Here is a 13351-nt window from a genome sequence, read left to right as displayed (position 1 = left end):
TCCGCCGTTCTGGGCCTCGGCCGGGGGCGTTGACTAGGCTGGACCGGATGACCGCACCGCGCGCCGCCCGCACAGGCGCCCCCCGCACGCTGGCCGAGGAACTCCGCGGCCGGGAGGACGACGCTGTCGCCGCGCTGCTCCGGGCCCGTCCCGACCTGCTGAACCCGGTGCCGACCGACCTCACCCAGCTGTCCGCCCGGCTCTCCAGCCGGGCGTCCGTGCTGCGCGCGCTGGAACGGCTCGACCGCTTCACCCTGCAGACCGTCGAGGCGCTGGCCGCCGCCCCAGAGGGCGCGTCCGAGACCGCGGTGCGCAACCTGCTGGCCGGGCCCGCCCGGGTCAAGCCGCACCCCGGCGCCGAGCCGGTGGACCGCGCCGCCGTCACCGCCGCGCTCCCCGGCGCGCTCGCCCGGCTGCGCGAACAGGCCCTGATCTGGGGCCCGGACTCGTCACTGCGGCTGGTCCTCGCCGTCCGCGAGGCACTCGCCCCGAGCGCCGCCAACCCGGGCCGCACCGGTCTCGGCCCGACCCTCGCCGAGGCCACCGTCGGCATGTCGCCCGCCCGCCTCCAGCAGCTGCTGGCCGGCGCCGGACTGCCGCCCACCCCCGACCCGGTCACCGCCGTCGCCGCGCTCACCGCCCTGCTCGGCGACCGCAAGCGCCTGACCGCGCTGCTCGACCAGGCCCCGCCCGCCGCCGTCGGCCTGCTGGAACGCCTGGTCTGGGGGCCGCCCACCGGCACCGTCCCGGACGCCGCCCGGCAGGTCACCGCCGACGACGCGCGCGGCCCCGTCGAATGGCTGCTCGCCCGCGGCCTGCTGCTGCCGTCCAGCCCCACTTCCGTGGTGCTGCCCCGCGAACTCGCCCTGCACCTGCGCGGCGGCCGCACCCACCGCACCGTCGAACCCGCCCCGCCCGCCGTCGCCCCCGTCGTCACCCGCGACCCCGCGATGGTCGACCGCACCGCCGCCGGACAGGCCGCCACCGCCGTCCGCACCCTCGAAGAGCTCCTCGAAGCCTGGAGCGTCACCCCGCCGCCCACCCTGCGGGCCGGCGGCCTCGGCATCCGCGACCTCAAGCGCGCCGCGACCCTGCTCGAAAGCTCCGAGTCCGACGCCGCGTTCTGGCTCGAACTCGCCTACACCGCAGGCCTGTTGGCCCCCGACGGCGAGATCGACGAAGTGTGGGCGCCGACCCCCGCGTACGACCAGTGGCCGCAGCAGGACACCGCCGAACGCTGGACCCTGCTCGCCCGCACCTGGCTCACCGCCACCCGCGTCGGCCGCCTGACCGGCACCCCCGACAGCAAGGGCCGGCCGCGCGCCGCCCTCGGCCCCGAACTCGACCGCACCCTCGCCCCGTCCGTCCGCCGCGCCACCCTCACCCGGCTCGCCGAACAGCCCCCCGGCACCGCCGCCGGCGCCGACGCCGTCCTGCCCGCCCTGCGCTGGCACCGCCCCCTGCGCGGCGGCCCCACCGGCCCCGACGGCCACGACCTGCGCGAGACCCTCACCGGCTGGACCCTGCACGAGGCCGAACTGCTCGGCATCACCGGCCGCGGCGCGCTCGCCGCCCCCGCCCGCGCCCTGCTCGCCGGCGCAGATCCCACCGCCGTCCTCGCCCCGCTGCTGCCCGAACCCCTCGACCACGTCATCCTGCAGCCCGACCTCACCGCGATCGCCCCCGGCCCGCTGCTCACCCCGCTCGCCCAGGCACTCGCACTCTGCGCCGACATCGAGTCCAAGGGCGGCGCGACCGTCTACCGCTTCACCCCCGAAACGATCCGCCGCGCCCTCGACGCCGGACGCACCGCCGCCGACCTGCAAGGCTTCCTCGGCCGGCACTCCCGTACGCCCGTCCCGCAGCCGCTCGCCTACCTGATCGACGACGTCGCCCGCCGCCACGGCGTCCTGCGGGTCGGCGCCGCCTCCTCCTACCTGCGCTGCGACGACCCCCAACTGCTCGGCGAAGTCCTCGCCGACCGGCGCGCCGCCGAGCTGCGCCTACGCCTGCTCGCCCCCACCGTGCTCGCCGCCCAGGCCCCGCCGGACACCCTGCTCACCGTGCTGCGCACCATGGGCTACGCGCCCGCCGCAGAGTCCGCCGAAGGCGACGTCGTGATCACCCGCCCCGATGCCCGCCGCACCCCGCCACGTGCCGCGCCCACGCCCGTCCCCGACGGCCCCGCCCGCCCCGACGACACCCTGCTCACCGCCGCCGTCCGCGCCATCCGGGCCGGCGACCGCGCCGCGACCGCCCCCCGCAAGGACGCTGTCGCGGGCCCCGCGAACGCGGTCGTCCCGCGCACCGCCGCCGCCGACACCCTCGCCTCCCTGCAGACCGCCGTCCTCCTCGGCGAACGCATGTGGATCGGCTACCTCAACGCGGAAGGCCTCTCCTCCCAGCGCGTCATCGACCCCGTCAAGGTCGAGGGCGGCTTCGTCACCGCCTACGACCACCTCTCCGACGAGGTCCGCACCTTCGCCCTCCACCGGATCACCGGCGTGGCCGAGGTCGACGACTGAAGGGCGCGAAGACTGCGCGGACGCGCGGCTTCGCGCCCGCTCGCCTACCAGCCAGCTAGACGTACTGCTTCGCCACGTCCCCCTCCACCTTCTGCTTCTTCGCCTCGTCGTCCGCCGACCTGTGCTGCTTCGCGTCCTCGTCCGCCTTCTGCTTCTTCGCCTCTTCCATGATCGCGTGCGGGTCCGGCATCTTCGGCTCCACGCCTGTGAGCAGGCCGGTGCCGGTGAAGGCGAGGGTGCCGAGCAGGCCGCCGGGCTGGCCGACGTCGGCGACCTGGTCGAGGGCCGGGGACTCGCCGGCGGCGCTCGCGGGGGCCGCCCCGAGGGTGGTGGCGAGGGCCGCGCCGGAGAGCGCCAGGCCGGCCAGGAATCGGTTGCGCATGGTCATGGCCTGCCCAACGATCCGACCGCGTGCGGGTCACTGTTGTGGGGGGCCGGGCTCCGCTTGACGATCTGCGCCGGGCGTCTCACGGGTGGCCGTTAGACTGCGGAGCGGCCGGGGGTGGGAGGGTTCACCCGCGCCGGAACCGGGCCTTCGCCGGCCCCCGACAGGACCGGAGCCGTAACCATTTCCTCCGCTCTGCAGACCTCGGTCGCCCGTGCGGCGACCGGCCGCATGTCCGGGGTCCGGCTGACCCGCCGGCGCCGGACGGCCCTGTTCACCCTGCTGAGTTTCGCGGTCTGCCTGGCGCTGGGCGTCCAGCAGTGGACCTCGCTCCAGCTGGGCGGTTTCGACCTGGGGATCTTCGACCAGGGCGTGCGCGGCTACGCGCATTTCGGGCTGCCGGTGTCGACGTTGAAGAGCGTGCACCACGAGTTCCCGCCGGGCTTCTCGTTGCTGGGCGACCACTTCTCGCCAGTGCTGGCGCTGCTCGCGCCGCTGTACTGGGTGTGGGACGACCCGCGGATGCTGCTGGTCGGGCAGGCGGCGCTGTTCGCGGCGGGTGTTCCGCTGGTGCGCCGGATCGCGAGCCGGGCGTTCGCGGGCGCCGACGCGCGGGTCCGTACCCGGGTGATGGACGTCGCGGCGCTGGTGTACGGGCTGGGCTGGCCGCTGCTGATCTCCTCGCGCGGCGGGTTCCACGAGGTGGGGTTCGCCGTCCCGCTGTTCCTGCTGCTGTTCGAACGGGCGGGGGCGCGGCGCTGGGGGTGGGCGGCGCTCGCGGCGCTGCTGCTGTGTGCGACCAAGGAGGACCTGGGGCTGGCGGTCGGGGCGTTCGGCGCGGTGCTGCTGTGGCGTGAGCGCGGCGGCACGGACCGGTGGGCGAAGGTGCTGGGCTGGTCGCTGCTGGTGTGCGGTCCGCTGGCTGCGGCGGTGGAGATCGCGTACGTGATACCGGCGATGGGTGGCGAGCCGGGCTACTACTGGAACTACGGGCAGCTCGGTGCGGACGGCGGCGAGGCGCTGCGGCACGTGCTCGGCAATCCGTGGCTGCTGGTGGAGTCGGCGTTCTCCAGTCCGCTGAAGCCGATGCTGCTCGGCTGGCTGGTGCTCACCACGGCGGCTCTGCCGTTCCGCTCGGCGACCATGCTGGTCGCGTTGCCGCTGCTGGCGGAGCGGATCCTGTCCGACAATCCGAACCACTGGTCGATCGCCCGGCACTACGACGCGTTCCTGTGGCCGATCCTGGTCACCGCCGCGATCGAGACCCTGGGCGTTCTGTGGGCCCGCGGCCGACACCGGCAGGCCCGCCGCCTGGGCGCCACCGCCGCCGTGCTGACCCTCGCCGCATCCGGCGCCCTCGGCCTGTACCACCTGGTCCTCCCGTACGAGTGGCAGCCGAAGGCCCCGACGGCGGCGTTGGCCCGGGCGGCGAAGCTGATCCCGGACGGCGCCACGGTGGAGGCCGACAACCAGGTCGCGCCGCGGCTGACCAACCGCACCCACGTGATGCTGGCCGACGGCACCCCGCGCGGCCAGGAGTACGTCATCCTGCGGTACACCCAGCGCGCCTTCCCGTTCCAGAAGGACCCGGACCAGGCCGCCTACCGCGCCTTCCTGCTCGCCCACGGCTACCAGGAGCTGTTCGACCAGGACGGCGTCACCCTGCTGCGGCACACCGGCACTGACCCTGTCCCCGGCACCCACCTCCCCGGCCCCGGCTCCACCCCGTACCAGGAGGTCATCCCCCCGGACGTCGGCCACAACTTCTTCCTCGGCTGACCGATTCAGGTCCCGGAATGTCACACGCCGCGCGCGTCCCGCAGTCGTTCCACCAACTCGTCGACGTTCGTCCACGGGTTGGTGCGATGTGCGTCCTCGCTACGTGCCCGAAGCAGGCCGGCACGCTCCCGCGCCTTCAGATACCGCTCGTCGTCCGGGCCCCGGAGGCCGACGTAGTCCAGGTGTTTCCGCTGGGCGCTGTAGCCGCACGTGCCGGCCTTTTCCAGGGCGGCCTGCGCGGCTGCGGTCGTCTGGTAGGACGTCAAGTTGCAGAGGTGCAGCAAGAGCCAGAGTTCGAAGCACGGATTGGTCAAGGCCACCTTGACGCCTGCTCGCCGGGCCAGCACGAGTGCCTCGTCAAGGGACGGGTGTGCTTTGGGTGCCTCCACGTCCACCACACACCAGACCTCGTCGTAGGCCGTGTGCCGGTCGGCCGCTGTGAACGGGGCCCGCTCCTTGTGGCTGATCGCCGCCCGGATTAAGGACTTCGGCTCGCCGTGGTCCGCACCCAGGCATATTGTCACAGGAAGGGACTTGAGGTCGTTCCTGAGCCCCTTGAAGTAAATGGACTCCGTGCACTCGCCCTCGCAGTAGATCAGGAACCGGCGCTGTTCGGCACGCGTGCTCTTCCCTCGCTGGAGCGACTTGCCGCGCCTCATGCGTTCCCGCCGACGACGATGCTTCGCCCAATTTTGCCCAACAATTCGTCGTCCAGGGATGGAACGGCACCATATCGCCCGGAAAGATAGCGCTTCTCCAGATTTTCGATGGAGTCCCGCACATGAAATTCCGTCAGTGGGAAAATCCTGGTCGAGAGCGTTTCGTGACTCTTCTCGGTGAACCAGACCTGATCGCGGTAGAGCTCCGTGCGTACGTTCTTCCCCAGCAGCGCGGCCTCGTGCGTGCTGAAAATGAGCTGCGCCCCAGTCCTGTTCACTTCGGGTGACTGGAACATCCCCACCAGTGCGTCCACGAGGTACGGGTGCAGGCGCGCGTCGAGCTCGTCCACGCAGAGGACCGATCCTGCGGACAGGACGCCGAGGATCGGCCCTATCAGCCCGATCCAGGTCTTCGTCCCGCTCGACTCCTCGTTCAGGTCCAACGGGAAGACGCCGCCGTCCGTCCGGTGCTCCACACGCACCGTGTGCAGGCCCGGAGACTCGACCCGGACCCGATCGCCCAGAACGTCCCGCATGACCTGACGGAGCCGCCGGTACTCGTCCATCACGGATTCGTCGGGTTCCTCGACCGCGAGTCCGGAGACCCCGAGGTCCGCATACTTGAGCAGTTGCATGACGGGCGACGAAGTGCCGCCGCCCGCTTCATCATCGAGTAGCAGCCGGACGGTGCTGTCCATCCTCGCTCGATAGTTTCCATCGGTCGCCAGTTGCAGACCCGATCGGAACCACCGGAAGATCTCCCCGAGCTGGGAGTGGTTCTGGGCAGCAGCGACGGAAAGGTAGAGGCTGTTCGGACGCAACAGCTCAGAGATGATCTTCTTTCGCCCGGTAAGCGAACGCCCGAACACGACAGTGCCGTCCGCTTTGCGTTCGTACAGGCGATTGGCCTTGCGCTCCGGGTAGTAGTAGAGCCACTCCTCCAGGATCTTCTCGTCGTCGACGGAGAAGCCGAACTCGTGACGAACCCCGTGCACCACAAAGTCCACGCTGAAGGTCGAGGGCCAGGACGCAGTGTCGGGACGCAGGGCGAAAGGACGACGGGGAACGCCGCCTTCCGGGTCCCAGCTCCGGAAGGACGAGAGGACAGCCGAGCGCATCCAGCCGATGGCATCGATGACGTTCGACTTGCCCGAAGCATTCGTTCCGTAGATGGCAGCCACCGGAACCACCCGGAAACCGCCCGCGCCTTCGACGCCACGCTCCGCCCGTTCGGGGTGACGATCCGCCGCAATCAGGGAGAGTTCTTGCTCATCACGCAGTGAAGCATGGTTGGCCACTCGAAACCGAAGCAGCACGACAACCTCCACATGCATCCAGGCATGCTTTGTAGATGCCTCTCACGTCAAAAAGTGACGATACAAGCTCTCTGGGCGCATCTCTAGGGGGTTCACCCGTACGCGGACACTCAGTGCTGACAAATCCGCAGAGAATCATCCGTACGACCAGCCTCACCCGATGCGGCACACTGGAGGTTTGGCCCCGCGCGGAAGGGATGCACAGGCGTGAACGGACCGCTGATCGTGCAGAGCGACAAGACGCTGCTGTTGGAGATCGACCATCCGCAGGCGGCGGAGTGCCGGCGGGTGATCGCGCCGTTCGCCGAGCTGGAGCGGGCGCCGGAGCACATTCACACCTATCGGGTGACGCCGCTGGGGCTGTGGAACGCGCGGGCGGCGGGACATGACGCCGAGCAGGTGGTGGACGCGCTGGTGACGTACTCGCGCTACCCGGTGCCGCACGCGCTGCTGGTGGACGTCGCGGACACCATGGCGCGGTACGGGCGGCTCCAGTTGCAGAAGCACCCGGTGCACGGGCTGGTGCTGTCCACCACGGACCGGCCGGTGCTGGAGGAGGTGCTGCGGTCGAAGAAGATCGCGCCGCTGGTCGGGGCCCGGGTGGACCCGGACACGGTGGTGGTGCACCCGTCGGAGCGCGGCCAGATCAAGCAGGTGCTGCTGAAGCTGGGCTGGCCGGCCGAGGACCACGCCGGGTACGTGGACGGCGAGGCGCACCCGATCCACCTGGAGGAGGACGGCTGGGAGCTGCGCCCGTACCAGCGGCACGCGGTGGACGGGTTCTGGCACGGCGGCTCCGGCGTCGTGGTGCTGCCGTGCGGCGCCGGCAAGACGCTGGTGGGTGCGGCGGCGATGGCGGAGGCCAAGTCGACGACGCTGATCCTGGTGACCAACACCGTCTCGGCCCGGCAGTGGAAGCACGAGCTGATCAAGCGGACCTCGCTGACCGAGGACGAGATCGGCGAGTACAGCGGCGCCCGCAAGGAGATCCGCCCGGTGACCATCGCCACCTACCAGGTGATGACCACCAAGCGGAAGGGCGTGTACGCGCACCTGGAGCTGTTCGACGCCCGCAACTGGGGCCTGGTGGTGTACGACGAGGTGCACCTGCTGCCCGCGCCGGTGTTCAAGTTCACCGCCGACCTGCAGGCGCGCCGCCGGCTCGGTCTGACGGCGACGCTGGTGCGCGAGGACGGCCGCGAGGGCGACGTGTTCTCGCTGATCGGCCCGAAGCGCTTCGACGCCCCGTGGAAGGAGATCGAGGCGCAGGGCTACATCGCGCCCGCCGACTGCTGCGAGGTGCGGGTGACGCTGTCCGACTCGGAGCGGCTGATGTACGCGACCGCCGAGCCGGAGGAGAAGTACCGGTTCTGTTCGACCACGGTGACCAAGCGCCGGGTGGTGGAGCGGCTGGTGGAGAAGCACAAGGGCGACCAGACGCTGATCATCGGCCAGTACATCGACCAGCTGGACGAGTTGGGCGAGGCGCTGAACGCCCCGGTGATCAAGGGTGAGACCTCGAACGCGCAGCGCGAGAAGCTGTTCGAGGCGTTCCGGTCGAAGGAGATCAGTGTGCTGGTGGTCTCCAAGGTCGCGAACTTCTCGATCGACCTGCCGGAGGCCACCGTGGCCATCCAGGTGTCGGGCACGTTCGGCTCCCGCCAGGAGGAGGCGCAGCGGCTGGGCCGGGTGCTGCGGCCGAAGGCGGACGGGCACGCGGCGCACTTCTACTCGGTGGTCGCCCGGGACACCGTGGACCAGGACTTCGCGGCGCACCGCCAGCGGTTCCTCGCCGAGCAGGGCTACGCGTACCGGATCGTCGACGCCGACGACCTGTAGGCGAGGGGCTACATCTTGACGCCGTCGCGCCCGAGGAAGAGGACGCGCGCGGCGGTGTCGAGGACGATGCCGACGTTGCGGAAGGCGGCGGCCACCGGGCCCCGGCGGCGCTCCGAGGCACTGTGGGCGCCGTTGACCTGCGGGTTCATTCGTTCGTTCGTCATGTCTCCATGGTGGGTCCGGGGGCGGTCGGCGGGCATCAACCGGAAGGCCGTACCTGGCGGGCGGTTGGTCGTCCTGAAGGTGGACCGACCCCTACGCCTGTCAGGGGGTGATCCCCCAGGGGTGGGGGGAGGGTCGTCCCTGAGAAAACGGATTCGCTCCCGGGCAGCGGCGGGTCTAGGATCGTCCGTCTGCCCCTCCCGAACCGTGGTGCCGCGTCGGCAGCCGTGGGAGGTGCCGGCCGCTCGGAAACCGGCCGGTGTCCTTCACCGTGAGCCAAGACGAGTCCGCCGCCCCTGGATGCCGGGCGGCCGGGAAGGTCCGCCGTGCACTCCCCCACCCCCACCGACACGTTCGCCGCCGACACCGACCCGCTGGGCCGCGAACGCTCCCACCTGGCCGCCTCCCGGGCCGCGCTGAAGGCGATGCGCGAGGACGTCGAGGCGCTCGACCTGCGTGACGTCACCGGCACCTGGGTGTCCGCGCGGGTGCTGCAGAGGCAGATCGACGACCGCATCAAGGCGCTCGCCGACCTCGCGCACACCCCGCTGTTCTTCGGCCGGCTGGACTACCTGCACGCGATCAGCGAGGCCGAGTCCGAGGGCAGCGGCGGCGAGCAGTTCTACATCGGACGCCGGCACGTCCACGACGCCGACGGCGACCCGATGGTGATCGACTGGCGCGCCCCGGTCTCCCAGCCGTTCTACCGGGCCAGCCGCAAGGACCCGCTGGACGTCGCCAAGCGCCGCCGATTCGGTTACACCGGTGGCGAGTTGACGGCCTACGAGGACGAGAACCTGTCCGACCCCGACGAGGGCGACACCCGCTCCGCGCTGCTCGCCGCGGAGATCGAGAAGCCCCGCGTCGGCCCGATGCGCGACATCGTCGCCACCATCCAGCCCGAGCAGGACGAGATCGTCCGCGCCGACATCACCGGCACCGTCTGCGTCCAGGGCGCCCCCGGCACCGGGAAGACCGCCGTCGGCCTGCACCGTGTCGCCTACCTGCTGTACGCGCACCGCGAGCGGCTCGCCCGCACCGGCACCCTGGTGGTCGGCCCGAACCGGTCCTTCCTCCAGTACATCGAGCAAGTCCTGCCCGCCCTCGGCGAGTTGGACGTCGCCCAGGCCACCGTGCAGGAACTCGTCGGCCACGTCGAGGTGCGCGGCACCGACACCGCCGACACCGCCCGGATCAAGGGCGACGCCCGAATGGCCCAGGTCCTGCGCAACGCCGTCCGGGCCGGGATCACCGTCCCCACCGAGCCCTGCGTGGTGGTCCGCGGCTCCCGCCGCTGGCGCGTGCCGGCCTACGAACTCGAGGAAATCGTCCGCGAGTTGATGGACCGCGACATCCGCTACGGGGCTGCCGCCGAGGCCCTCCCGCAGCGGATCGCGCACGCCGTCCTGGTCAAGATGGAACACGGCGGCGAGGCCCCCGACGACCGGGTGCAGGACGCGGTGGCCCGCAACACCGCCGTCAAGGCCGTCGTCAAAGCCAGCTGGCCCGCCGTCGACCCGGTGAAACTGGTGCACCGCCTGCTGAGCGACGCCGAATTCCTGGCCGCCGCGGCAGACGGCATCCTGGACGCCGACGAACAGGCCACCATCCTGTGGGCCAAGGCGCCGCGCTCCGCCCGCACCGCACCCTGGTCCGCCGCCGACGCCGTCCTGATCGACGAGACCACCGACCTCGTCCACCGCACCGCCTCGCTCGGCCACGTGGTCGTCGACGAGGCCCAGGACCTCTCCCCCATGCAGTACCGGGCCGTCGGCCGCCGCTGCACCACCGGCTCCGCGACCGTCCTCGGCGACCTCGCCCAGGGCACCACCCCCTGGGCCACCGACAGCTGGCAGGAAGCCCTGCACCACCTCGGCAAGGACGGCGCCCACATCGAGGAACTCACCCAGGGCTTCCGCGTCCCCGGCGAGGTCATCGCCTACGCCTCCCGCCTCCTCCCCGCGATCGCCCCCGGCCTGGCCCCCGCGACCTCCGTCCGCGACACCCCCGGCTCCCTCACCATCCGCCACGTCCCCGCCGGGCGCGACGAAGCCGTCCTCGCCGCCTGCCAGGACGCCCTCCGCCACGAGGGCTCCGTCGGCCTGATCGCCGCCGACGCGCGCATCCCCGCCCTCACCGAGATGCTCGGAGCCGCAGGGCTGCCCTGCCTGGAACCCGGCACCGAAACCACCGCCGACGCCCGGCTGACCCTCGTCCCCGCCTCCCTCGCCAAGGGCCTCGAATACGACTACGTCGTCCTCGACGAACCCACCGCGATCATCGCCGGCGAACCCGACCACCGCACGGGGCTGCGCCGCCTCTACGTGTCATTGACGCGCGCGGTCTCGGGGCTGACGGTGCTCCACACGGACCCGATGCCCGACGAGCTCGGATAAGGGAAACGAAGACAGGGGCGCGTGGGGGCACCTCCCAGCCCCCTAGGGCTGGGGGAGAACTGCGCGAAGCGGAAGACCACAACCGCAAGATCGCGACGCAGGACAGTGACCTGCACTTGATCGCGACCTTACGGACGGGCCTGCGCTTGTCGCGCAGTTCCCCGCGCCCCTGGTTGTGCACCTCACTACTCCCCGATGAGCTCCCGCCATTCAGCGACCCGTGCCGCGTCCACCGCCCCCGCCCAGCCACCAGTTCGCGCCGCGCCACCGATGTGGAACGCGTCGAAGCCGGCCGCACGCAGTTCGGGAACGTGCTCGGCGCGGAGGCCGCCGCCGACCAGGATCTGCTGGCGGTAGCCGGGGTTGCCGGACTTGGCGAGTTCGCCGAGGAGGACTTCCCGCCCGGCGTCGACGCCCGCCGGGGCGCCGGAGGTGAGGAAGGTGTCGAGTCCGGGCAGGTCGGCGACGGCGGCGCGGACCTCGGAGCGGTCGGTGCTGTGGTCGATGGCCCGGTGGAACGTCCAGCGGCAGCCGGTGACGGCGTCGGCGACGGTTCGGGTCGCGTCCAGATCCACCGCACCATCGGGGGTGAGGAAGCCGAAGACGAACTCGTCCGCGCCCTCGGCGCGCAGCGCGGCGGTCCGGGTCAGCAGCAGGTCGAGGTCGCCGGGGGTGAAGCCGTCGCGGATGCGGAGCATGACCCGGAGCGGGAGCGAGACGGCGGCGCGGATCGCGGCGAAGTCCTGGACGGTGGGGGTGAGCCCGTCGGCGGCCATGTCGGTGACCAGTTCGAGGCGGTCCGCGCCGCCCGACTCGGCGGCCCTGGCGTCCTGGGCGGTCAGCGCGATCACTTCGAACATTGGTCTAGACATATCCGATAGCCTGCCACATCGGTCCGCCCCGGGCGACCCCCCTCGTCCGTTCGGCCCCGCGTCCTCCTCCGTTCGCTCCCCGCCGGCGCCCCGTTCGCCCGCTTCCCCCCCGTTCAGCCCAGCGGGGCAGCGATCTGACGCTCCGTCGGACGGGTGGAGGCGAGCAGTCGGAACGCCGCCAGCAGCGCCAGCCCGGTCGCGAGCGCGTAGGGCGCGGCCCGCCACACTCCGCCGAGCTGCTCCCAGAGCGAGAACAGGCTGAACGCGGCGGTCAGCGGCAGCAGCGCGACGCCGAGCGCGGCGGGCAGCAGCCGGTCGCGGGCGGCGAACAGCATCAGCAGCAGCGGGAGCAGCAGCAGCGCGGTCGGCCACCAGCCGTCCATCAGGTAGCGGGTGTCGTAGTAGCCCTGGGCCCGGGTCAGGGCGAATCCGGCGGCCGCGCCGGCCAGGACCAGCAGCCGGTCGGCCCGGCCGCGGGAGTCGCCCGGGCCGGTCGGTGCGACGGCCAGCAGCAGGCCGCCCAGCAGGTAGGGCAGCAGGACGGTGGCGGAGTACAGGAAGAACCATCCGATGCCGGGTTGCGGGCCGAACAGGTCCAGCGCGGCGTACCCGATCCGGACGGTGCCGAGCAGCGCCACCACGGCGCCGAGCAGTCGGACGGCCCGCCAGGCGCCGAACACGGCGGCGGCGGCCAGCAGCACCGGGACGACGACGAGGCCCAGCACGGCGAGGTTCTCCACCAGTTGGGCCCACGGGAGGTCCGTTCCGGCGTGGGCGGCGCCGGTGATCCCGTACTCCCGCCAGTCGCCGGTGCCGGGCAGGGTGCCGAGGCCGAGCACGGTACCGGCCAGCAGCGGGACGGCGGCGACCAGCAGGCGGCCGGGGAGCGCGGTCTCGGTCAGGCCGGTGCGCAGCCGCAGGCCGTAGGTGGCGAGGTCGAGGGCCTCGCGGGCGGTGGCGAGGCGGCCGGAGCCGGCGGTGGTGTCGGCGAACACCTCGGCGAGTTCGGCGCCCCGGTCGCGGCGGTAGCGGGCGGGGTAGAGCGCGAGGGCGGTGCGCAGGGCCATGTTCATGCGGTCGCCCCCCGCGGACGGACGGCGCCGCCGAGGCGGCGCTGCGCCTCGGCGGCGACGGTGCGCAGCCGTTCGGCCTCGGTGGCCAGGACGCCGCGGCCGGATTCGGTGAGGGAGTAGGTGCGGCGGGCCCGGCCGTCGACGATCTCCTCGGCGGCGACCTCGATCAGGCCCTGCTGGAGCAGCCGGTCGAGGGCGCCGTACAGGGTTCCGGTGCGGAGCTTCACCCGCCCCCCGGAGATCGCGTCGACTTCCTGGATCAGCGCGTATCCGTGCCGGGGGGCGTCCGCGAGGGCGGTGAGCAGCAGCAGGGTGGGTTCCTGCATGGCGCGTTCAGTCATACGA

The 13351-nt window shown here is 72.1% G+C and carries 11 protein-coding genes; 4 read left to right on the top strand and 7 right to left on the bottom strand.

What is annotated here, in order from left to right; all coding sequences use genetic code 11:
- Positions 1-47 precede the first annotated feature (47 nt).
- Entirely contained in the window at positions 48-2525 is a 2478-nt protein-coding gene (locus ACIHEI_RS00470) for a helicase-associated domain-containing protein (protein WP_396605121.1), read from the top strand.
- Positions 2526-2580: 55 nt separating this feature from the next.
- Here ACIHEI_RS00470 and ACIHEI_RS00465 read toward each other — a convergent pair whose 3' ends face one another.
- Positions 2581-2907, bottom strand: coding sequence for a hypothetical protein (locus ACIHEI_RS00465; protein WP_396605120.1), 327 nt, complete (start codon positions 2905-2907; stop codon positions 2581-2583).
- Positions 2908-3141: 234 nt separating this feature from the next.
- On the opposite strand from ACIHEI_RS00465, the gene ACIHEI_RS00460 reads away from it, so the two are divergent.
- Positions 3142-4689: a DUF2079 domain-containing protein gene (locus tag ACIHEI_RS00460; protein ID WP_396605119.1), complete on the top strand. Its 1548-nt coding sequence runs from the start codon at positions 3142-3144 to the stop codon at positions 4687-4689.
- 20 nt (positions 4690-4709) lie between these two features.
- Here the strand turns inward: ACIHEI_RS00460 and ACIHEI_RS00455 are convergent, their stop codons facing one another.
- Positions 4710-5348, bottom strand: coding sequence for an RloB family protein (locus tag ACIHEI_RS00455; protein ID WP_396605118.1), 639 nt, complete (start codon positions 5346-5348; stop codon positions 4710-4712).
- Complete coding sequence (locus ACIHEI_RS00450) at positions 5345-6682, bottom strand: ATP/GTP-binding protein (RefSeq protein WP_396605117.1); 1338 nt, start codon at positions 6680-6682, stop codon at positions 5345-5347. The genes ACIHEI_RS00455 and ACIHEI_RS00450 overlap by 4 nt, the downstream gene beginning before the upstream one ends.
- A 189-nt stretch (positions 6683-6871) precedes the next feature.
- Here ACIHEI_RS00450 and ACIHEI_RS00445 point away from each other — a divergent pair, with 189 nt between their 5' ends.
- Positions 6872-8503 carry a DNA repair helicase XPB gene (locus ACIHEI_RS00445; RefSeq protein WP_392946651.1) on the top strand — a complete coding sequence of 544 codons (1632 nt, stop codon included), beginning with the start codon at positions 6872-6874 and terminating at the stop codon, positions 8501-8503.
- An 8-nt stretch (positions 8504-8511) separates the two neighbouring features.
- Here ACIHEI_RS00445 and ACIHEI_RS00440 read toward each other — a convergent pair whose 3' ends face one another.
- Positions 8512-8667, bottom strand: a complete 156-nt coding sequence (locus ACIHEI_RS00440; protein WP_396605116.1) for a hypothetical protein — start codon at positions 8665-8667, stop codon at positions 8512-8514.
- Positions 8668-8991: 324 nt separating this feature from the next.
- Between ACIHEI_RS00440 and ACIHEI_RS00435 the strand changes: the two genes are divergently transcribed.
- Complete coding sequence (locus ACIHEI_RS00435) at positions 8992-11061, top strand: HelD family protein (protein ID WP_396605115.1); 2070 nt, start codon at positions 8992-8994, stop codon at positions 11059-11061.
- Between the two features lie 185 nt (positions 11062-11246).
- Here the strand turns inward: ACIHEI_RS00435 and ACIHEI_RS00430 are convergent, their stop codons facing one another.
- The 3 genes from ACIHEI_RS00430 to ACIHEI_RS00420 all read right to left on the bottom strand — a co-directional run bounded on the left by ACIHEI_RS00430 (position 11247) and on the right by ACIHEI_RS00420 (position 13347).
- Positions 11247-11933: a copper homeostasis protein CutC gene (locus ACIHEI_RS00430; RefSeq protein ID WP_396605114.1), complete on the bottom strand. Its 687-nt coding sequence runs from the start codon at positions 11931-11933 to the stop codon at positions 11247-11249.
- Positions 11934-12046: 113 nt separating this feature from the next.
- Positions 12047-13006 carry a hypothetical protein gene (locus tag ACIHEI_RS00425; protein WP_396605113.1) on the bottom strand — a complete coding sequence of 320 codons (960 nt, stop codon included), beginning with the start codon at positions 13004-13006 and terminating at the stop codon, positions 12047-12049.
- Positions 13003-13347 carry a PadR family transcriptional regulator gene (locus ACIHEI_RS00420; RefSeq protein ID WP_387638625.1) on the bottom strand — a complete coding sequence of 115 codons (345 nt, stop codon included), beginning with the start codon at positions 13345-13347 and terminating at the stop codon, positions 13003-13005. Before ACIHEI_RS00420 ends, ACIHEI_RS00425 begins: the two co-directional genes overlap by 4 nt.
- Positions 13348-13351: the final 4 nt, after the last annotated feature.

Origin of the sequence: Kitasatospora sp. NPDC051984, assembly GCF_044593455.1 — a bacterium.
Classification (GTDB): Bacteria; Actinomycetota; Actinomycetes; order Streptomycetales; family Streptomycetaceae; genus Kitasatospora.
This window is presented reverse-complemented; position numbering and strand designations above follow the sequence as displayed.